This is a genomic window from Stenotrophomonas indicatrix, from assembly GCF_002750975.1.
Taxonomy (GTDB): domain Bacteria; phylum Pseudomonadota; class Gammaproteobacteria; order Xanthomonadales; family Xanthomonadaceae; genus Stenotrophomonas; species Stenotrophomonas indicatrix.
The window spans coordinates 1,099,437-1,120,857 of the sequence record NZ_PEJS01000001.1 but is presented as its reverse complement, the minus strand read 5'-3'; the positions used below and the strand labels follow the sequence as shown (position 1 = coordinate 1,120,857).

The window sequence follows — 21,421 nt, the reverse complement described above, 5'->3', positions numbered from 1 at the left end:
CGGCAGATCAGAAAAAAGGGTCAGATCCCTTTCCCGTGGGAAAGGGATCTGACCCCGATCGGGTCTCCGCAGCTGCCGATCAACCGCGCTGGCGCACGGCCTCGAACAGGCTGACACCGGCAGCAACCGAGACGTTCAGGCTCTCGATCTCGCCCGGCATCGGAATCTTGACCAGGCCATCGCAGTTTTCGCGGGTCAGGCGGCGCAGGCCGTCGGCTTCGCCGCCCAGCACCAGGGCGATGTTGCCCTTCAGGTCCAGCTGGTACAGCGACGCAGTCGCCTCACCGGCCAGGCCGTAGATCCACACGCCCTGCTTCTGCAGGTCCTTCAGGCAGCGCGACAGGTTGGTCACCGCCACCACCGGAATAAGGTCGGCAGCGCCGGCCGAGGTCTTGCGCACCGTGGCGTTGACCGTGGCCGACTTGTCCTTGGGAATGATCACGGCGGTGGCGCCGGCAGCGGCGGCCGAGCGCAGGCAGGCGCCGAGATTGTGCGGGTCCTGCACCTCGTCCAGCACCAGCAGCAGGGCCTTGCCTTCCGCAGCCGTGACCAGGCCTTCCAGCTCGTTCTCGTTGTAGGTGCGGGCGGCGGCATAGCGTGCGGCCACGCCCTGGTGGCGCACCGAACCGCCCACGCCGTCCAGCGCCTGGCTGTTGACCTTGCGCACGTCGATGCCCTTGCGGCGGGCGTTTTCCTCGATTTCGACCAGGCGCGGGTTCTTCGCACCGGCCTCGACCAGCACTTCGCGGACGTTCTCGGCGTCGTTCTCAATGGAGGAGGCGACGGCGTTGACGCCGACGATCCACTGGCTGTTCTTGCTCATGCGGGCAGGACCGGAAAGGGGGTGGCTATGGTAGAGCATCGGCGGACGCGGCGCTGCGGCGGCTGGCCGGTAGCGCCGGGCCATGCCCGGCAACCGTTGTCCGTCGCCCCCGCCGGGCCAGGCCCGGCGCTACCCGCGCGTGCGCGGCGGCCAGTGCGGGGTGTCGTGGTCGGGATGCTGGTGGGAAACGACCGTGGCCAGGAATTCCAGCGCGGCCATGTCCTGTTCCGTACGGCGTGCCGGCAGCCGGCCCAGCCCATCGACGAAGGGCAGCTTGCGCTCGACGCCGTACTGAAGGGTCGGCGGCAGTCGTTCAGGCTGGTCGAACGCACCGGCGGCCACCGCCACGCCATCGGGGGCTTCATAGGTCAATGGCGTGCCACAGTCGGCGCAGAAGCCGCGCCGCACTACGTTGGACGACTGGAAATAGCGCGGCTGGCCACGGGTCCAGCTGAACTGCACACCGCGCACCGACACCAGTGGCGCGTAGTAGGCGCCGAAGGCCTTCTGGCACATCCGGCAGTGGCAGATCGAGCTGTCGGTCAGCTCGCCCCGCGCCTGGAAGCGGATCGCGCCGCACTGGCAGCCGCCGCTGTATTCGGGTTGGCCCTGCATTGCTGCTTTCCTCCGGAACCTCGTGTCGACCAAGGTCGACACCTACCGATGGGGACGTGCCGCCCGGGACCGGCGCCTACCGGGATGGTCGGCGCCGGCGTGGCAGGTGCCGACCGTTGGTCGGCACACCTTTCAGTACTTCTTCTTCGCGCGCTTGGCTGGCTTGCCGCGCTCGGGCAGCGGGGCCGGGCCTGCTTCCTCTTCCTCGCCCTTGTGCTCGACCAGGCGGAAGTCGATCTTGCGCTCTTCCATGCTGGCCTTCAGCACCAGGATGCGCACCTGGTCACCCAGCCGGTAACTGCTGCCGCGGCGCTCGCCGGTCAGCGTCTTGCGGGTCGCGTCGAACTTGTAATAGTCCTGCGGCAACTGGGTCACGTGCACCAGGCCCTGAACCTTCGAGTCGGCCAACTCCACGAACAGGCCGAAGCTGGTCACGCCGCTGATCACGCCGTCGAACTGGCCACCGACGTGTTTTTCCATCCACGCCGCGCGGTAACGCTCATCCACTTCGCGTTCGGCCTCATCGGCGCGACGCTCACGCTCGGAACACTGCAGTGCCAGTGCTGCCATCTCGCGGGCGGTGTAGGTGAACTTGTCCAGCGGCTTGCCCGACAGCGCATGCTTGATCGCCCGGTGCACCAGCAGATCCGGGTAACGACGGATCGGCGAGGTGAAGTGCGCGTACGCCTCCAGCGCCAGGCCGAAATGGCCGTTGTTGTCCGGGCTGTACACGGCCAGGCTCTGGCTGCGCAGCAGCACCGATTCCAGCAGCGTGGCATCGGGACGGTCGCGGATTTTCTTCAGCAGCTTGGTGTAATCACCCGGGCGCACCTTCGACCACGGCGGCAGGCTCAGCTTGAACTCCTTGAGGAATTCCAGCAGATCGGCGTACTTGGTCTCCGGTGGCTTCTCGTGCACGCGGTAAGGCGCGGGCACGTGGCGCGACAGCAGGTACTTGGCCGCCTCCACGTTGGCCGCGATCATGCATTCCTCGATCAGCTTGTGCGCATCGTTGCGCACCAGCATGCCGGCCTGGGTGACTTCACCGCGGTTGTCGAGTACGAAGCGGACTTCACTGCTTTCAAACTCGATCGCGCCACGCTTGCTGCGCGCCTTGGACAGCACCTTGTACAGCTGGTGCAGTCGCTGCACCTGCGGCAACAGGTCACCGATGAAGGCCTTGGCACCAGCATCGTCCTCGCCCACCGCCTGCCACACCTGGGTGTAGGTCAGGCGCGCATGCGAATTCATCACCGCTTCGTAGAAGCGCGAGCCGGTTACCTGGCCCTCGCGGTCGATCTGCATGTCGCAGACGAAGCACATGCGGTCGACCTTCGGCATCAGCGAGCAGATGCCGTTGGACAGCGTTTCCGGCAGCATCGGCACCACGAAGCCCGGGAAGTACACCGAGGTGGCGCGCTTCTGTGCTTCATCGTCCAGCGGCGTGCCGGGACGGACATAGTTGGAGACATCGGCAATGGCCACCACCAGGCGGAAGCCATCGGCGTTGGGCTCGCAGTACACCGCGTCGTCGAAGTCCTTGGCGTCCTCGCCATCGATGGTCACCAGCGGCGTGCTGCGCAGGTCGACGCGGTCGCCGATCATCGCCGGCTCGACCACCAGCGGTACCGAGGCAGCTTCGTCCAGCACCTCCTGCGGGAACTCGAACGGCAGCTCGTGGCCGTGGATCGCGGTTTCCACCACCAGCGAGGCAGTCAGCTTGTCGCCGAGCACGGCGATGATGCGACCGATCGGCGGACGGCGGCTGTCCGGTGCCTGGGTCAGTTCGCAGACGACCAGCTGGCCATCGTTCGCGCCGCCGGTCTGGTCCGGCGGTACCTGCACGTTGCGCTGGATGCGCTTGTCATCGGGCACCACGTAGTTGATGCCCATCTCGACGCTGAAGCGGCCGATCAGGCGCGTCATGCCGCGCTCGAGAACGCGGGCGATGCTGCCTTCGCGACGGCCGCGGTGGTCAATGCCGGTGACACGTGCCAGCACCTTGTCGCCGTGCATCACCTTGCGCATTTCATAGGGCGGCAGGAACAGATCGTCACCGCCCTCGACCGGGCGCAGGAAGCCGAACCCTTCCGGATTGGCGATCACCACGCCGGTGACCAGGTTCAACGTCTGGATGGGCGCGAAGCCGCCGCGGCGGTTCTGCACCAGTTGGCCGTCGCGGACCATGGCGCCAAGACGGCGCGAAAGCGCTTCGGCACGGTCCGGTGCGGTCAGGCCCAGGCGCGCGCCGAGTTCCTCAGCCGTCTGCGGCCCTTCGCAGCGTTCCAGCAGGGCCAGGATGGCCTCGCGGCTGGCAATGGGTTGTTCGTACTTTTCCGCTTCTCGGGAGGCGTAGGGATCATCGATCACCTTGCCCGCCGGTGGCAGCTTGCGACCCGTTGCCGGGCCCGGCGGCTCGGCGTTGCGGCGGCCACGCCCCGGAGGCGGTGCACCGCCTTCGGCCAGTGCGGGGAGCCAGCCCGGCAACGGCTTGCCCGGCTTGTTGTTGCGGGCAGTGCCCTGCTTGGTGCCCTTGTTGGGGGCTTCACTGCGGGACTTGCTCCCGCCCTTACTTGGTTTTTTGGTAGTCATCGCCCTCCATGGTAGCCGCTGTGGGCGTGCAGAACGGGTCAGCACCCGTCTTTGAACAATCGGGTGAAAAACGTTCACAAAATCGTTGACAGCCTGCGTGTTCATCTTCACAATTGCGCCTCTGGAACGCCCAGATGGCGGAATTGGTAGACGCACTAGTTTCAGGTACTAGCGGGTAAAACCGTGGAGGTTCGAGTCCTCTTCTGGGCACCAACGAAAAAACTCCTCGCTTCGGCGGGGATTTTTTTTGCCTGTAATCCGGCTGCCGCATCCATCCACGCATGGCGTGGATCTACTGAGCGCGTTGGACGCAGGAATTTCAGAAGGGTGTTGACACCTCCGTCACGGCACCCCATAATTCTCCTCCTCGACGCCCAGGTGGCGGAATTGGTAGACGCACTAGCTTCAGGTGCTAGCGGGGGCAACTTCGTGGAGGTTCGAGTCCTCTCCTGGGCACCATGTCGAGAATGAAAAACACCCGCGAAAGCGGGTTTTTTCTTGTCTGGCGTCCGGTCGGCATCACCACCACGAACGCAGCATCAGCTCCAGGCCCAGCAACAGCAGGAAGCCGAGGAAGCAGGCACGGAACACGCGCGCACTGATGCGCTGGCGGATCACCTGCCCCAGCCACATGCCCAGCAGCGCCGGCAGTACCGCCAGCGCGCTCAACCCCAGCTGCTGCACGCCAAACGCCCCGTTGAGCACTAGGCCGGTGGTCAGCGAGATCGTCGATACGGTGAACGCCAGGCCCAGCGCCTGCACCAGCTCCTCGCGCTGCAAGCCCAGCGACTGCAGGTAGGGCACCGCCGGCATGACGAACACGCCGGTGGCGCCGGTGACCACGCCGGACACCGCCCCGACCAGCGGCCCCAGCCAGCGCTCGCGCCGCTGCGGTACGCGGAACACCGGCGCCACCAGTGCGTACAGCGCATACACGACCAGCGCCACGCCCAACGCGGCGCGCGAGGCATCACGATCCACCCGTACCAGCAGCGCGGCCGAGCCCAGCGTCACCACCACCACGGCCAGCATCATCGGCCACAGCCGCCGCAGGGTGCGGCCCAGTGATGGCCCGGACAGCAACTGCCAGGCATTGGTGACGAAGGTGGGAATGAACAGCATCGAGGCCGCCGCCACCGGCGACAGCGCGCCGCCCAGCAGCCCCATCGCCACGGTCGGCAGGCCCATGCCGGTCACGCCCTTGACCACGCCGGCCAGCAGGAACACCACCACCAGCAACCCATAGAAGTACATCGTCTCGTTCATGCCTTCATTGGAGCCGGCGGCACTTCAGCGCACAATGCGGTCTTCCCGCCTGCGCCTTCGGACCAGCCGAAGGCAGGGCCGAGCGGAGCAAACGACATGCGTCTGGACATTGCCGATCTGCGCCTGTTCCTGGCGGTGGCCGAAGCCGGCAGCATCACCGCCGGCGCTGCAGAGGCGAATCTGGCACTGGGATCGGCCAGCGAACGCCTGCGCGCCATCGAAACCGACGCCGGCACCGCGCTGCTGACCCGTCACCCGCGCGGCATCAGCCTCACCGAAGCGGGTGCCGCACTGGCCCATCACGCGCGATTGATCCTGCAGCAGCAGGCGCAGCTGCGCGGCGAACTGCAGGCGTTCGCCCACGGTGCGCGCGGCACGCTGCACCTGTACGCCAACACCGCGGCATTGACCAACTACCTGCCCGCGCGGCTGGCCCCATGGCTGGCAGAGCGCCCTCGCCTGCGCGTCGAACTGCACGAACGCACCAGCAATGAAGTCGTGCGCGCGATCCGTGCCGGCCAGGCAGAGGCCGGCATCATCAGTGATGCCGTTCCCGCCGATGGACTGCACCGCCATGTCGTTGCCGAAGACCCGCTGATGATGCTGCTGCCGGCCGGCCACCGCTTCGCCGCGCGGCGCTCGCTCGGCTTCAGCGATGTGCTGGGCGAGACCTTCGTTGCCCTGGCCGACGGCAATGCGCTGCAGACCTATATCGAAGAACTGGCGGCAGAGGCCGGACGCACGCTCGACGTGCGCATCCGCATGAAAACTTTTGAAGGCCTGTGCACGATGGTGGGCCATGGCATCGGCGTGGGCATCGCGCCGCGCACGATCGCGCGGCAGCATCGACGGGCCACCGGCATCGTCGCCGTTGCACTCGGCAACGCGTGGGCACAACGCCGGCTGTGCGCCGCGTTCGCCGACTGGAAATCGCTCTCGCCACCGATGCGCAGCCTGCTGCTGCATCTGGATGTGCACGCGGAAGCCGGTGCAGAAAAAAATGTGTGAAATGGTGTTGACACATATCCAGCCTTCCTGCAAAATTCTCCTCCTGAGTCGCCCAGGTGGCGGAATTGGTAGACGCACTAGCTTCAGGTGCTAGCGGGGGCAACTTCGTGGAGGTTCGAGTCCTCTCCTGGGCACCATGACTCAGACAATGATCAAACCCGCGCAAGCGGGTTTTTTCATGTCCGGCATTCGAAACGCGATCGCCTGCGCGGCAGTGCATCCACGCATGGCGTGGATCTACTGGAATTCGCATGCATGCGTGGATGCACTGCAAACAAAAACCCCGCCTTCCGGCGGGGTTTTGTTTTTCAGCAACAGCGATCGATCAGTGCCCGCCACCGGCGGCAGCACCCGCGCCCGCACCGAAGGGCGGCTTGGCCAGCCACAGGAACGAGATGATCGCCAGGAAGATCCAGCCCAGCAGGAAGAAGATGTCGTTGAAGCCCATCTGCGATGCCTGGTGGTTGATCATGTTGTTCAGCACCGCCGCGCCATGTTGCAGGTCGCCCTGCCCCATCGCCGCCACCTGGTCCTGCATGCCCGGCTGATAGGCCGAGATGTGCTCGGTCAGGTCCGCGTGATGCACCTGCGTGCGACGTGCCCACAGCCAGGTGGTCAGCGACGCCGCGAAGCTGCCGCCCAGCGTACGCAGGAACGTGGCCAGGCCCGAACCGGCCGCGATCTCACGACCATCCAGGTCCGACAGCAGGATCTGCAGCACCGGCATGAAGAACAGTGCAACGCCGATGCCCATGATCAACTGCACGCCGGCCACATGGTGGAAGTCCACCTGCAGGTTGAAACCCGAGCGCAGGAAGCTGGTCATCGACAGCACCACGAACGCGATGGTGGCCAGCATGCGCATGTCGAAACGCGATGCGTACTTGCCCACGAACGGGGTCATGATCACCGGCAGTACACCGATCGGGGCTGTTGCCAGACCGGCCCAGATCGCGGTGTAGCCCATGTCGCGCTGCAGCCACTGCGGAATCAGCAGGGCCACGCTGAAGAACGCCGCGTAGGCCACCACCATCGCCAGCGTACCGGCACGGAAGTTGCGGTGCCGGAACAGCTTCAGGTCGACGATCGGGTCCTTGTCGGTCAGCTCCCAGATCAGGAACACGGTCAGCGCCACCACGGCCACGCAGGCCAGTACCACGATCTTCATCGACGAGAACCAGTCTTCGTCGTTGCCCAGGTCGAGTACCAGCTGCAATGCGCCCACGCCGATCACCAGGGTGACCAGGCCGACGTAGTCCATCTTCGGCTTCTCGACGTGCTCGGGGCGACCCTTCAACTGGTTGCCCACCACCAGCGCAGCGAAGATGCCCAGCGGCACGTTGATCAGGAAGATCCATTCCCAGCTGTAGTTGTCGGTGATCCAGCCACCGAGGATCGGCCCGCAGATCGGCGCCACCACGGTGATCATCGCCAGCAGCGCCAGCGCCTGCCCGCGTTTCTCCCGTGGATAGATCGAGACCAGCAGCGACTGGGTGATCGGGTACATCGGGCCGGCGACGAAGCCCTGCAGCGCACGCGACAGCACCAGCATGCCCATGCTCTGGGCCAGGCCGCACAGCAGCGAGGTGATCACGAAGGCCAGCGTGGCCCACACGAACAGCTTGCGCTCGCCGAAGCGACGGCTGAGCCAGCCGGTCAGCGGCAGCGCGATCGCGGTGCTGACCGCGAACGAGGTGATGACCCACGTCGCCTGCTGCGAACTGGCGCCAAGATTACCGGCGATGGTCGGCAGCGAGACGTTGGCGATGGTGGTGTCGAGCACCTGCATGAACGAGGCCATCGCCAGGCCCACGGTGCACAGGGCCACACTGGGTGGCAGGAATCCAGCGGCCGCACCCGGCGCCGCCGGTGCGCCCGGAGAGCCGGGCGCAGCTGGAGCTTGTGCGGACATGGCCGACCTCAGCTCGCCTTGGACTGCTGCGGCAGGTTGCCCTGGATGATCGTGTGGATCACCTCATCGGCATCGTGCAGCTGCTTGGCGTACACGTCGGTGTCGAACACCGTGCCCTTGGCGGCTGCGCTCGGCAGCACTTCGCCCTTCTGGTCGCGCAGGCTCACCTCGGCCTTCATCGACAGGCCGATGCGCAGCGGGTGTTCGGCCAGCTGCTTGGCATCGATGGCGATGCGCACCGGCACGCGCTGCACGATCTTGATCCAGTTGCCGCTGGCGTTCTGCGCCGGCAGCAGCGAGAACGCCGAGCCGGTGCCCAGGCCCAGGCTGTCGATGCGGCCCTTGTACTTGACGTCGCCGGCATACAGGTCCGACTTCAGCTCCACTTCCTGGCCCAGGCGCATGTGCCGCAGCTGGGTTTCCTTGAAGTTGGCTTCGACCCACATCTGCTCGGTCGGCACCACCGCCATCAGCGCATTGCCCGGCTGCACGCGCTGGCCGACCTGCACCGAACGACGGGCGACATAGCCGGTGACCGGCGCGACGATGCCCGAACGTGCATTGTTGAGGAAGGCCTGGCGCAGCTGCGCCGCGGCAGCCTGCACATCCGGCTGGGTGGCGATCACGGTGTCATCGACCAGTGCGCGGTTGCGCTCGACGGTCTCGCGCGAACCGGCCACGGCCGCTTCGGCAGCTGCCAGCTCGTCGCGGGCGTGGGCCAGTTCTTCGTTGGAGATGGCGCCGGTGGCGGCCAGGTCCTTGCGGCGTGCAAAGTCGTCGCGCACGCGCTTCAGGGTCACCTGGCGTGCGTTCAAGTCTGCCTGCGCACCTTCGACGCTGCGGTACAGGCCGCGGGTCTGGCGCACGGTCTTGGCCAGGTTGGCTTCGGCCTGCTGCAGGGCCACCGAGGTATCGGCCGGGTCCAGCTGCACCAGCAGCTGGCCGCGCTCCACGCGCATGCCGTCATCGGCGTTGATGGCGACCACGGTACCGGCCACCAGCGGGGTGATCTGCACCTGGTTGCCCTGCACGTAGGCATCGTCGGTCTCTTCGAACCAACGGCCGAACATGAAGTACCACAGCGCCAGTGCCGCCAGCAGCAGCACGACGATCACGAACAGGCCGCGCAACAGCTTGCCGCGGCGGTTGGGGGCGGCGGGGGCCGCAGTGTCTTGGGTCTGGCTCATGGCAGGCGTCTTCAGGAATGCGAGGAATCGGAATGGGAAGCAAGCGGTGCGGCATCAGCGTCACTGGGCTGGAAACCACCGCCGAGCGCCTTGCTCAGGCGCACCGAGGTCTGCAGCTGCTGCGACTGCAGGCCGGCCAGCTGCTGCTGCGACTGCAGCAGGGTGGACTGCGCGGTCAACACGTCCAGGTAGCTGCCGATGCCAGCGCGATAGCGCTGCTGGGCCAGGTCGAACGCAGCGCGTGCGGTATCCACCGCCTGCTGCTGCGACTGCGCCTGCTGCGCCAGTGAGCGCACCGCGTTGACCTGGTCGGCCACGTCGCGCAGTGCATCGAGCACCGCCTGGTTGTAGTTCGCCACGGCCAGGTCGTACTGCGCATCGGTGTTGGCCAGGTTGGCCCGCAGCTTGCCGCCTTCGAAGATCGGCAGGCTCAGCGCCGGGCCGATGTAGGCGAAACTGGAACTGCTCTGCAGCAGGTCGCCGACATTCGGTGCGACCACGCCGGCCAGCGCGGTCAGGTTGAGGCTCGGGTAGAACCGGGTCTTGGCGACCTTGATCTGCTTGTCGGCCGCTTCCACCCGCCAGCGCGCGGCGACGATGTCGGGGCGACGGCCGAGCAGTTCACTGGGCACCACGCCCGGCAGCTGCAGGGCCAGCGGGTTCATCGCCCGCGGGCGTTCGATCGACAGGCCGCGGTCCGGGCCCTTGCCGACCAGCGCGGCCAGCGCCGTGCGCCCGGCATCGATGCGCTGCTGCGCCGCCAGCAACTGCTGCTGTGCGGCCGGCACGCGGGCTTCGGCCTGGCGCACCTGCAGATCGCTGTCGATGCCGGCACTACGACGCTGCCGGGTCAGCTGCAGCGACTTCTGCGAGCGCGCCAGTTCTTCTTCGGCCACGTCGTTGAGCTGCCAGGCGTAGGCCAGGTCGGTATAGGCCTGGGCGATGCCGGTGGACAGGTTCAGGCGCGCGGCCTGGGCTTCGACAGTCGCGGCGTGGGCGCCATCCACGGCAGCCTCCCAGGCGGCGCGCTTGCCGCCCCACAGGTCGATGCCGTAGCTGAAGTCGAACGCGATCTGGCTGCTGCCGGCGTAGTGGCCGCCGATTTCATCGCCAGCCATCGATTCGGGCAGGCGCAGGCCGGTGTAGCCACCGGACACGGAGAGGCTGGGCAGGCGATCGGCGCGCGCGGTGCCGACCTGCGACTGTGCCTGGCGCAGGCGCGCGTCGGCGGCGTCCAGGCTCGGATGGCCGGCCAGGCCTTCGGCGATCAGCGCATCCAGTTGCGCATCGCCCAGTGCCTTCCACCAGTCCTGGGCAGGAAAGCCGGCGGCGCTCAGGTCGCTGTCGGCCAGGGTACGTTCGCTGTGCAGGCTGTCCACGTCGAGCACGTGGCCCTGCGGGTCAAGGCCACGGCTGCTTGCGCAGGCGGCCAAGGCCAGGGCCAGCGCTGAAACCAGCAGCGCGCGCCCGGAGCGGCGGAGAGTGGGATGCGGGATCGGGTTCATGGGGTTGTCAGGGAATCGCGGATTCGGGTCAGGAGGGACAGCAGCTGCGTGCGTTCGTCGGCGGACAGATCGCGCAGGGCGTAATCCATCACCGCGTCGCCGCGCAGCTTCAACCGCGCCCACAGCGCGCGGCCTTCATCGGTCAATACGATCTGCAGTGCACGCCGGTCCTGCGCATGCGGCTCACGGCGCACGCAACCGAGCGCTTCCAGCTTGTCCAGCAGGCGGGTGACCGCGCTGGGCACCTGGTCGATGGCCTGGGCCAGCTCGTTGGCCGTGCATGGCGCCATGTTCGAGAGCACCTTCAGCCCGATGTAGTGGGTGAAGCCGATGCCGAGGTCTTCTTCGGCCATGGACGCGTCGAGCTGGCGGACCAGGCCGTCGCGCACCTGGCGCAGCAGCAGGCCGAAGCTGGGGGGAGTGGTTGCAGGACAGATCATGGGGGAGCATTCTCTTCCAAAAAAAATATTTCTCAATGGAAATATTCGATCTGGCATCAAATGCTGTGTTGCAGCAGTGGGCTGGATCAGGTGAAGGCGCCACCTTAATGGCGCCCCCAACTGGCCCGGTAGTACAATCCAGCCAATGAATGTCACATTCAAGCCACCCCCGGCCCACGTGAAGGCGGGAGAACCCGGCCCTGCCACCCTGCTGCGCGAAGAAGCACTGGACTGGTTCGAGCGCAATGACGGCCCGCCGGTCATCGCCTTCCGCTTCGACAGCCCGCAGGGGCTGGCCCGCGAAGTGGACTGGCATCACCACGTCCGCGCGCAGCTGATCTGCGTCGAACGCGGCCTGCTGACCACCCGCACCTCGCATGGCACCTGGTCGCTGGCGCCAGGCTCGGCGGGCTGGATGCCGCCGGCCGAGCCGCATACGGTCCACATCGATGGCCCCCTGCGCGGCTGGGGCATGGTGCTGGCCGCACCGCTGTGCGCCGAACTGCCCGCCGACCCATGCGTGCTGGGCATCTCGCGGTTGGCGCAGGCAGTGGCCGAACGCATCTGTGACTGGCCGCAGGACTACGAAAGCACCAGCGAACGGCAGCACATCATCAACGTGCTGCTGGACGAGATACGCACCGCGCCGCGCCAGCGCATGCACCTGCCGATGCCGCGCGACCGGCGCCTGCTGAAGATCGCCTCGCAGCTGCTGGCCGACCCGGCCGACGAGCGCGGCCTGGCGCAGTGGGCGCATTGGGCCGGCCTGTCGCCGCGCAGCCTGACCCGCCATTTCCGCGACGAGACCACCCTCAGCTTCGCGCAATGGCGCCAGCAGGCGCGGCTGGCCGAGGCGCTGCGGCAGCTCAGCGAGGGTCGCAGCGTGGCTGACATCGCCCACTCACTGGGCTTCAGCAGCGCCAGCGCCTTCGTCACCGTGTTCCGGCGACACTTCGGGCTACCGCCCGGACGCTACCTGGCACGGGCCGGCCACGGCCTGGAACCGGGCCTTGACCCTGCACGCGGCTTGGCATCCCCCGCCGCATCCGGATAATCACTGGATTGAGAGCGGCGACCGCCGTCACCGCCTCCCGACATAGGTAACAACGCCGCATGACCGATCTTGCCCGCCCCGTGTTCCACGGTTTCGAACAACTGCCGCTGCGCGAGTACGCCGAACGCGCCTACCTCGACTACTCGATGTACGTGGTCCTGGATCGCGCCCTGCCGTTCATCGGCGACGGCCTGAAGCCCGTGCAGCGCCGCATCATCTATTCGATGAGCGAGCTGGGCCTGAATGCCGCGTCCAAGCCGAAGAAGTCCGCACGCACCGTCGGTGACGTCATCGGTAAATACCACCCGCATGGCGACAGCGCGTGCTACGAAGCGCTGGTGCTGATGGCACAGCCGTTCTCGTACCGTTATCCGCTGATCGAAGGCCAGGGCAACTTCGGTTCCAGCGACGATCCGAAGTCGTTCGCGGCGATGCGTTACACCGAATCTAAGCTGACCCCGATCGCCGAAGTACTGCTGGGCGAACTGGGCCAGGGCACCACCGACTGGGCACCGAACTTCGACGGCACCCTGCAGGAACCGACCTGGATGCCGGCACGCCTGCCGCATCTGCTGCTGAACGGCACCACCGGCATCGCCGTGGGCATGGCCACCGATGTGCCGCCGCACAACCTCAACGAGATCGTCAGCGCGCTGCTGCACCTGCTGGACGATCCGGATGCCAGCGTGCGCGACCTGTGCGAGCACGTGAAGGGTCCGGATTATCCGTCCAACGCCGAGATCATCACCCCGGCCAACGATCTGCGGAACATGTACGAGACCGGCAACGGCAGCGTGCGTGCGCGTGCCACCTACATCAAGGAAGCGCACAACGTGGTGGTCACCGCGTTGCCGTTCCAGGTGTCGCCGTCGAAGGTGATCGAGCAGATCGCCGCGCAGATGCGCGCCAAGAAGCTGCCGTGGCTGGAAGACATCCGCGATGAGTCCGACCATGCCAACCCGGTGCGCGTGGTACTGGTGCCGCGCTCGAACCGCGTCGACGCCGAGCAGTTGATGGGGCACCTGTTCGCCACCACCGACATGGAGCGCAGCTACCGCGTCAACCTCAACGTGATCGGGCTGGACGGCCGTCCGCAGGTGAAGAACCTGAAGACGCTGCTCAGCGAATGGCTGGCATTCCGCAGCAGCACCGTCACCCGCCGCCTGCAGCACCGCCTGCAGAAGGTCGAGCGTCGCCTGCACCTGTTGGAAGGCCTGCTGGTGGCGTTCCTCAACCTGGACGAGGTGATCCACATCATCCGTACCGAGGACGAACCGAAGGCGGCGCTGATCGCACGCTTCGGCCTGTCCGAAGACCAGGCCGAGTACATCCTGGAAACCAAGCTGAAGCAGCTGGCCCGCCTGGAAGAAATGAAGATCCGCGGCGAGCAGGACGAACTGGCCAAGGAGCGCGACAAGATCCTCAGCATCCTCGACAGCAAGGCCAAACTGAAGAAGCTGATCCGCGACGAGCTGCAGGCCGATGCGAAGAAGTTCGGCGACGAGCGCCGCTCGCCGCTGGTGCAGCGCCAGGCCGCGCAGGCCATCGACGAGACCGAGCTGGTGCCGAGCGAGCCGATGACGGTGGTGATGTCCGAGAAGGGCTGGATCCGCGCCGCCAAGGGCCACGACATCGATGCCTCGACCCTGTCCTACCGCGATGGCGATGCGCTGCAGGGTGCAGTGCGTGCGCGCAGCACCCAGCAGGTCGCGTTCCTGGACAGCGAAGGCCGCGCCTACTCCACGCCGGTGCATACCCTGCCCTCGGCACGCGGCAACGGTGAGCCGCTGACCGGCCGCTTCTCGCCAGCTGCGGGCACCAGCTTCGTGACCCTGGCCAGCGCCGAACCGGATACGCGCTTCGTGCTGGCCTCGACCCACGGCTATGGTTTCGTCACCCGCTTCGAGAACCTGATCGGTCGCAACAAGGCCGGCAAGGCGATGCTGAACCTGTCGGCGGGCTCGTCGGTACTGACCCCATCGGTGGTGGCCAACGTCGCTACCGACCGCATCGTCGCGGTGACCAGTTCGGGCAACCTGCTGGCGATCGCCGCCAACGACCTGCCGGAACTGGACAAGGGCAAGGGCAACAAGATCATCGAGATCCCCAAGGCCAAGCTCGCCACCGAACGCGTGGTCGCCATCGTGGCAATCAGCCCCGGCCAGACCCTGCAGGTCCGCAGCGGCCAGCGCACCATGGGCCTGAAGTTCAACGAGCTCGACGCCTATCTGGGCGCCCGCGCCACCCGTGGCCATCTGCTGCCGCGTGGCTGGCAGAAGGTGGAAGGGTTGTCGGTCGAATGACGGTAGGTGTCAACCTTGGTTGACACGCCTTGCCCGGCAACCGGGAACCCGCCGGGCATGGCCCGGCGCTACCGGGATCGGAGCATCAGACACAAAGAAGCCGGGGCATTCCCCGGCTTCTTTGTTTGTCGGCTGGCGGGCGGTGGAGCAGCTGGCGGGCGAAGGCTGGCTGGCGGTGCTCCGGTGCTGGCGGGCGACGTTGCTTTGCGCTCCTGGTAGAGCCGGGCATGACCCGGCGCTACGGCAATCGGGGTCAGTGCGCCGGGGCGCCGCTGCCGTCGATCTTGCTCAGCTGGTACAGCTCCAGGCCGATGCGCTTGATCAGGCCCAGCTGCTGCTCCAGCCACCAAGCGTGGTCTTCCTCGGTGTCCTTCAACTGCGCCAGCAGCATGTCGCGGCTCACGTAGTCGCCCTTCTCCTCGCACAGCTTCATGCCGGCGGCGAGGTTGTTGCGCACCGCGTACTCGGTGTCCAGGTCCTTGCGCAGCATCTCCTCCACGGTCTTGCCGGGCTCGGTGGCATGCGGGCGCATGTCCGGGTCGCCGCCCAGGAACAGGATCCGGCGCAGCAGCGCGTCGGCATGCTGGGTCTCTTCCTCCATCTCGTGGTTCAGGCGTTCGTACAGCGCGAACAGGCCCTGGTCCTCGTAGCGGCGGGAGTGGATGAAGTACTGGTCGCGGGCGGCGAGTTCGCCGCGCAGCAGTTCCTTCAGGCAGGCGATGACGTCCGGGTTGCCTTTCATGGGGGGAGCTCCTGTGAATCGATGGCGCCCATGGTGCCCCATCTGGAAATACGGTGATCTAATCGGAATCAGTCGCAGTTGCGCCTGCGGCTACAATCGGCCGACCTGCTCGGAAAGGACCTGCAATGCGTCGTACGTGGCGGTGGATTCTGGGTGTGCTGGTGGCAATCGTGCTGCTCGCGGTGCTGGTCCTGTGGTTGCTGCTGCGCGGCAGCCTGGCCGAACTGGACGGCGAGCGCCCGTTGCCCGGGCTGGCCACCAAGGTCACCGTGGAGCGCGATGCGCTGGGGGTGGTCACCATCACCGCCGGCAACAAGGCTGATGCCCTGCGGGCGCTCGGCCGTGTTCACGCGCAGGAACGTTATTTCGAAATGGACCTGATGCGGCGCAGTGCCGCGGGTGAACTGTCCGCCCTGTTCGGGGCGAAGGCGATCGAAGCCGACAAGCGCATGCGCGTACACCGCCTGCGCGCGCGCACCGAGGCCCATCTGCAGGACGCACTGGGCAGCGACCCTGCGGCCGTGCGCGCCTATGTGGACGGGGTCAACCAGGGCCTGGGCAGCCTGGCGGTACGGCCATGGGCCTACCTGCTGCTGCGGCAGGCGCCCCAACCGTGGCAGGCCAGCGACAGCGTGCTGGCAGGCCTGGCCATGTACGCCGACCTGCAGGACCCCAGCAACCAGTCCGAACTGGCCCTGGAGCGCATCCGCGCGGTGGTGCCGCCAGCACTGTATGCGCTGCTGGCGCACGACGGCAGCGAGTGGGATGCGCCGCTGGCCGGCGCTGCCCGTGGCAACGCCCCCCTGCCTGATGCCAGCCAGCTTGACCTGCGCACGCTGAAGGCCGCGACCGGCGCGACTGCCGAGGATGCCGACGCGGTCGGCAGCAACAATTTCGCCGTGGCCGGCGCGCTGACCGCCGATGGCCGTGCGATCGTCGCCGACGACATGCACCTGGGCCTGCGCGCTCCCAGCCTGTGGTTCCGTGTGCGCCTGCGCTACCCCGATCCACAGGCCGCGGGTGGCCAGGTCGACGTCAGCGGATTCTCGCTGCCGGGCGTGCCGGCGGTGATTGTCGGCAGCAACGGCCACGTGGCCTGGGGCTTCACCAACAGCTATATCGACACTGCCGACTTCCGCACCGAGCCAGCGGACGCTGCAGTGACCGTGCACGAGGAACGGATCGTCGTTGCCGGCGGTGCCGACGTGCGTTTCCCGGTGCGCGAAACCGCGTGGGGACCGATCCTGCACACCCACGCCGATGGCAGCGGCGACGCCTTGCGCTGGGTCGCGCAGTTGCCGGGCGCGGTGCGCATGGACTTCGCCGACATGGCACGGGCCGCCGATCTGGACCAGGCCCTGCAGATTGCCGACCATGCCGGCATTCCCGCGCAGAACCTGGTGCTCGGCGACCGCAGCGGGCGTATCGCGTGGCGCCTGATCGGCGCGCGGCCTGACCGTGGCCCGGGCTGTACACCGCTGGGCTTCAATGACAATCACCGCAACCCGGGCTGCGCACCGTGGCCGATCCGCAGCGACGCCGCGCCGAGCCTGGTCGACCCCGCCTCGCATCGGCTGTGGACGGCCAACAGCCGCGTGGTGGACGAGGCGACGCTGGCCACGGTCGGCAATGGCGGCTACGACCTCGGCGCGCGCGGACGGCAGATCCGCGACCTGCTGGCCACGCAGGAGCATTTCGACGAGCACGACCTGCTGGCGATCCAGCTCGACGACCGCGCGGTGTTCCTGCAGCGCTGGTGGGTGCTGCTGCACCAGGTGGTCGAGCACAGCGACGATCCGGCACTGAAGCGGTTGGGCACGGCCAGCAGCCATTGGGACGGGCGCGCCGCGATCGATTCGGTCAGCTACCGGGTGGTGCGCGAGTTCCGCACACAGGTACTCGACACGTTGACCGATGCGCTGCTGGCACCGGCCCGGGCACCGCTGGGCGAGGATTTCCTGGCACCGCGCCTGGCGCAGCTGGAAGGCGTGGCCTGGCCGATGCTGCAGCAACGCCCGGCCAACCTGCTGCCACCCGCCTACACGAGCTGGGATGCACTGCTGGCCGATGCGGCGCGCCGTACCGAAGCGGAGCTGTCCGCGCAGGGGCCGCTGGCGCACCGCAGCTGGGGCGAGCGCAATACCGCAGCGATCTGCCATCCGGTCGCGCGCGCCCTGCCCGCCTTCGCCAGCCGCTGGTTGTGCATGCCGGCCGATCCCCTGCCCGGCGACCGTGACATGCCGCGTGTACAGACGCCGGCGTTCGGCGCCTCGCAGCGCATGGTGGTCTCGCCCGGACACGAGGGCGATGGCATCGTGCACATGCCGGGTGGGCAGAGCGGCCATCCGCTGTCGCCGTACTGGGGCGCCGGACATGAGGACTGGGTGCATGGCCGCCCCACCCCGTTCCTGCCCGGCAAGGCGCAGCACACGTTGACGCTGATACCGGCCAGGTAATTGCTCGCCGGGCATGGCCCGGCGCTACCAGAGCAACGAGCCCGCGCACAGTGGATCCGAACGATATGGTAGCGCCGGGCCATGCCCGGCGGGATTCACCGCGTCAGGCCTTGCGGCGCTCGATCAGGTTCAACAGCGGCCCGGTCATCGCGGTCGTCACCAGTGCCATGATCACCAGCACCGCAAACAAGCGGTCGCCCAGCAGGCCCAGCTCGTAGCCCAGGTTGAGCACGATCAGCTCCATCAACCCGCGGGTATTCATCAGTGCACCCAGTCGCCACGCTTCGCGCGAGGCCATGCCGGTACTGCGCGCCGCGCTCCAGGTGCCCAACAGCTTGCCCACAGTGGCCACGGCGATCACCACCACGCACAACGCGATGTCACTGGTCTGCAACGCGTCGGCGCGCATGCGCAGGCCGGTCATGGCGAAGAACAGCGGCAGCAGCAGCGTCACCGCGAACGGTTCGACCCTGGCCACCAGCAGGTGCCGCAGCTGCGCGTTGGACGACACCGCCACGCCTGCAGCGAAGGCGCCGAACAGCGCATGGATGCCGAGCACTTCGGTGACCAGCGCACTGGCCAGCGAAAGCAGCAGGATGCCCAGCAGCCAGCGCCCTTCGCGACCCGGCGCGATGGTCTGGCGGGCGAACCACGGCTTCACCAGTCCCAGCATCAGCGCGATGAACGCCACCACGCACAGCAGGTTGAGGCTGGCCGGCAACCAGCCGGTGGCCTGCGCTGCCGCCACGATCAGCGCCAGCAGGCACCATGCGGTCGCATCGCCCAGCGCCGCGCAGGCGATGGCAGTCTGCCCCAGCGGGGTGTGGGTGATGCCGCGATCAGCGAGGATGCGCAGCAGCACCGGGAAAGCGGTGATGCTCATCGAAATACCGACGAACAGCGCGAACGCGGTGAAACCCACGCCCTGCGGGCCATGCTGCGGGTACAGCCAGATGGCCAGGACCACACCAAGCACGAACGGCACCGCGATGCCTGCGTGGCTGACGGTGAAGGCGAATCTACGGCGCCCACGCAGCGCGCCCAGATCAAGCTCGGCACCGGCCACCAGCAGGAACATCAGCACACCCAGTTGGCTGAGCATACCCAGCGGCCCGAGCGAAGCGGCCGGGAACAGTGCACCGTGCACCTGCGGCAGCAGGCTGCCCAGCAACAGCGGCCCCATCATCAGGCCAGCGGCCATTTCGCCGATCACGGCCGGCTGGCCGAAGCGCTTCAACAGCGCACCGGCGCCCTTGGCGACCAGCAGCAACACCAGCAGCTGCAGCAGGAACAGGCCGAGCGGCGAGGCCAGGTGATGTGCCCAGTCACTGCCGACCACGGCTTCGGCCTTGCTGGCCACCGTCGGCAGCCCGGGGCCCGCATAGCGCGCCAGCAGCAGGCCGACCAGCAGCGGCACGCCGGCCCACACCAGGTAGCGCCAAGCCCACTTCGTCGGCCTCACGGGGCCTCCGGTCTGTACGTCCATGAACATTCCCCAATGTGCAGGGGGCTGATGATACGTCCCTCGCCGCCCATGCGCTGCAGGGCTCGCCGGGCATGGCCCGGCGCTCCCCGTGTGGCTGCCGCTCGGCGCGGCCGATCAGGCCAGGGCCTGCTCGTGCACGCCGGCGATGGCGCGGCCCGACGGGTCGGCGGCGGCGGCAAAGCTGGCATCCCAGGCGATCGCTGCCGGCGAGGAACAGGCGATCGACTTGCCGCCCGGCACGGTTTCAGCCGCCGCATGGCTGGGGAAGAACTGCTCGAACAGGTGACGGTAGTAGTACGCCTCCTTGGTCTGCGGCGGGTTGTGCGGGAAGCGCTTGTCGGCCGCAGCCAACACGCGGTCGCTGACCTGTGCTTCGGCGTGCGCCTTCAGGCCATCGATCCAGCCATAGCCGACGCCATCGCTGAACTGCTCCTTCTGCCGCCACAGGATGCTGTCCGGCAGGTAGCCCTGGAAGGCTTCGCGCAGTACCGCCTTCTCGATGCGGCGACCACCAAAACCGGCGCCGACCATCTTGTGCGCGGCATCGAATCGCATCGCCACGTCGAGGAACTCGCGGTCCAGGAACGGCACGCGCGGCTCCACGCCCCAGGCCATCATCGACTTGTTGGCGCGCAGGCAATCGTAGTTGTGCAGGGCATCGAGCTTGCGCACCAGTTCCTGATGGAATTCGCGCGCGTCCGGCGCCTTGTGGAAGTACAGATAGCCGCCGAAGATCTCGTCGCTGCCTTCGCCGGACAGCACCATCTTCACCCCCATCGCCTTGATCCGGCGCGCCAGCAGGAACATCGGCGTGGAGGCGCGGATGGTGGTGACGTCGTAGGTTTCAATATGGCGGATCACCTCCGGCAGCACGTCCAGGCCTTCTTCGAAGGTGTATTCGAAGCCGTGGTGGACCGTGCCCAGTGCTTCGGCGGCCACCGCAGCAGCGGCCAGATCCGGCGAGCCCTTCAGGCCGATGGCGAACGAATGCAGGCGCGGCCACCACGCTTCACTCTGCCCGCCATCTTCGATGCGACGACGCGCATAACGTGCTGCCACGGCGGCAACCAGCGACGAATCCAGCCCGCCCGACAGCAGCACGCCGTACGGCACGTCACTCATCAACTGGCGTTCGACCGCATGTTCGAAGGCCTGGCGCAGCTCGGCGAGATCGGCCGAGCGGCCCTGCACGTCGTCGTACTCGCGCCACGGCTGCTGGTAGTAGCGCACCAGCTCACCGCTGGCGCTGTCGTAGTAATGGCCCGGTGGGAACTGGGCGACGTCGGCGCAGGTATCGACCAACGCCTTCATTTCAGAGGCGACGCGCAACCGCCCCTGCGCATCATGGCCCCAGTACAGCGGCACCACGCCGACCGGGTCGCGCGCGATGAGTACACGGCCCGCACTGCGATCCCACAAAGCGAAAGCAAAGATGCCGTTGAGCTGCTCCAGCCACTGCGCCGGCGACCCGCCCTGGCAGTACAGCGCGTTGATCACCTCGCAGTCCGAGCCGGTCTGGAAGGCATAGGCCTGGGCAAGTCCGGCCTTGAGCTGCTGGTGGTTGTAGATCTCGCCGTTGACCGCAAGCGCCAGCTGCCCGTCTTCGGACAGCAGCGGCTGCGAGCCGCCTGCCGGATCGACGATGGCCAGGCGCTCGTGCACCAGCAGCGCGCCCTCGTCCAGGTACACACCGCTCCAGTCCGGGCCACGATGACGCTGGCGCTGCGACAGCTCCAGCGCATGGCGGCGCAGGGAAGGAAGATCGTCACCGGCCTGCAGGCCGAAAATACCGAAGATCGAACACATGGGTGGAACTCCTGTTGTGGGGAAGTACACGGGGGAAAGGTGTTCGACCGGCCATCCAGGCCCGGGTGGGGCTGCGCCCGGGCACAAAAAAACCCGCATCGGCCGATGCGGGTTTTCTGGTGTCCGGGCGTATGTTGCTGTCTATCTACCCAGGGCGCAGTCCCGCATCGGCCGCGCACGATTATTCGCACGCAGATTATTGCGGTTGGTGTTGTTGACGGCGGTG

General features: G+C 67.2%; 15 protein-coding genes and 3 tRNA genes. 7 read left to right on the top strand and 11 right to left on the bottom strand.

The features are described 5' to 3' along the window. Positions 1-79: 79 nt before the first annotated feature. From rlmB to rnr, 3 genes are all read right to left on the bottom strand, one after another. Positions 80-823, bottom strand: a complete 744-nt coding sequence (gene rlmB, locus CR918_RS05185) for a 23S rRNA (guanosine(2251)-2'-O)-methyltransferase RlmB (protein WP_025875407.1) — start codon at positions 821-823, stop codon at positions 80-82. A 129-nt stretch (positions 824-952) separates the two neighbouring features. Next, positions 953-1,438 (bottom strand): GFA family protein, encoded by a 486-nt coding sequence (locus tag CR918_RS05180; protein ID WP_025875409.1) that lies wholly within the window; start codon positions 1,436-1,438, stop codon positions 953-955. Between the two features lie 132 nt (positions 1,439-1,570). After that, positions 1,571-4,030, bottom strand: coding sequence for a ribonuclease R (gene rnr / locus CR918_RS05175; protein WP_099783419.1), 2,460 nt, complete (start codon positions 4,028-4,030; stop codon positions 1,571-1,573). A gap of 128 nt (positions 4,031-4,158) precedes the next feature. Between rnr and CR918_RS05170 the strand changes: the two genes are divergently transcribed. After that, a tRNA-Leu gene (locus tag CR918_RS05170) sits at positions 4,159-4,243 on the top strand. Positions 4,244-4,402: 159 nt separating this feature from the next. Continuing rightward, positions 4,403-4,489: transfer RNA gene (locus tag CR918_RS05165), tRNA-Leu, on the top strand. Positions 4,490-4,549: 60 nt separating this feature from the next. Here the strand turns inward: CR918_RS05165 and CR918_RS05160 are convergent. Beyond that, positions 4,550-5,296 (bottom strand): sulfite exporter TauE/SafE family protein, encoded by a 747-nt coding sequence (locus tag CR918_RS05160; protein WP_099783417.1) that lies wholly within the window; start codon positions 5,294-5,296, stop codon positions 4,550-4,552. Positions 5,297-5,392: 96 nt separating this feature from the next. On the opposite strand from CR918_RS05160, the gene CR918_RS05155 reads away from it, so the two are divergent. Together CR918_RS05155 and CR918_RS05150 are read left to right on the top strand one after the other, a co-directional pair. Then, on the top strand, positions 5,393-6,304 hold the full coding sequence (locus CR918_RS05155) for a LysR family transcriptional regulator (protein WP_099842200.1): 912 nt from the start codon (positions 5,393-5,395) through the stop codon (positions 6,302-6,304). Positions 6,305-6,354: 50 nt separating this feature from the next. Continuing rightward, positions 6,355-6,441, top strand: a tRNA-Leu gene (locus CR918_RS05150). 188 nt (positions 6,442-6,629) lie between these two features. Here the strand turns inward: CR918_RS05150 and emrB are convergent. Genes emrB through emrR form a run of 4 tightly spaced genes read right to left on the bottom strand, consistent with a single transcriptional unit; the run spans position 6,630 to position 11,348 of the window. Next, positions 6,630-8,216, bottom strand: coding sequence for a multidrug efflux MFS transporter permease subunit EmrB (gene emrB / locus CR918_RS05145; RefSeq protein ID WP_025877622.1), 1,587 nt, complete (start codon positions 8,214-8,216; stop codon positions 6,630-6,632). Positions 8,217-8,224: 8 nt separating this feature from the next. Next, a complete protein-coding gene (emrA, locus tag CR918_RS05140; RefSeq protein WP_099783412.1) occupies positions 8,225-9,403 on the bottom strand; it encodes a multidrug efflux MFS transporter periplasmic adaptor subunit EmrA in 1,179 nt (392 codons plus the stop codon). Positions 9,404-9,414: 11 nt separating this feature from the next. Then, complete coding sequence (emrC, locus tag CR918_RS05135) at positions 9,415-10,908, bottom strand: multidrug efflux transporter outer membrane subunit EmrC (RefSeq protein WP_032975811.1); 1,494 nt, start codon at positions 10,906-10,908, stop codon at positions 9,415-9,417. Continuing rightward, the gene (gene emrR / locus CR918_RS05130) at positions 10,905-11,348 is read right to left on the bottom strand and encodes a multidrug efflux system transcriptional regulator EmrR (RefSeq protein ID WP_025877626.1); all 444 of its coding nucleotides are present in this window, start codon (positions 11,346-11,348) and stop codon (positions 10,905-10,907) included. Before emrR ends, emrC begins: the two co-directional genes overlap by 4 nt. 145 nt (positions 11,349-11,493) lie before the next feature. On the opposite strand from emrR, the gene CR918_RS05125 reads away from it, so the two are divergent. Both CR918_RS05125 and parC read left to right on the top strand, forming a co-directional pair. Further along, on the top strand, positions 11,494-12,402 hold the full coding sequence (locus tag CR918_RS05125) for a helix-turn-helix domain-containing protein (protein ID WP_099842199.1): 909 nt from the start codon (positions 11,494-11,496) through the stop codon (positions 12,400-12,402). 59 nt (positions 12,403-12,461) lie between these two features. After that, positions 12,462-14,705: a DNA topoisomerase IV subunit A gene (gene parC, locus CR918_RS05120; RefSeq protein ID WP_032975808.1), complete on the top strand. Its 2,244-nt coding sequence runs from the start codon at positions 12,462-12,464 to the stop codon at positions 14,703-14,705. Between the two features lie 253 nt (positions 14,706-14,958). On the opposite strand, the gene bfr is transcribed toward parC, so the two are convergent. Next, entirely contained in the window at positions 14,959-15,447 is a 489-nt protein-coding gene (gene bfr, locus CR918_RS05115) for a bacterioferritin (RefSeq protein ID WP_025877631.1), read from the bottom strand. Positions 15,448-15,572: 125 nt separating this feature from the next. On the opposite strand from bfr, the gene CR918_RS05110 reads away from it, so the two are divergent. After that, positions 15,573-17,903 (top strand): penicillin acylase family protein, encoded by a 2,331-nt coding sequence (locus tag CR918_RS05110; RefSeq protein ID WP_099842198.1) that lies wholly within the window; start codon positions 15,573-15,575, stop codon positions 17,901-17,903. Positions 17,904-18,006: 103 nt separating this feature from the next. On the opposite strand, the gene CR918_RS05105 is transcribed toward CR918_RS05110, so the two are convergent. Beyond that, positions 18,007-19,395, bottom strand: a complete 1,389-nt coding sequence (locus CR918_RS05105) for a cation:proton antiporter (protein ID WP_059063609.1) — start codon at positions 19,393-19,395, stop codon at positions 18,007-18,009. A gap of 108 nt (positions 19,396-19,503) precedes the next feature. Further along, positions 19,504-21,195, bottom strand: a complete 1,692-nt coding sequence (asnB, locus tag CR918_RS05100) for an asparagine synthase B (protein WP_099842197.1) — start codon at positions 21,193-21,195, stop codon at positions 19,504-19,506. Between the last annotated feature and the right edge of the window lie 226 nt (positions 21,196-21,421).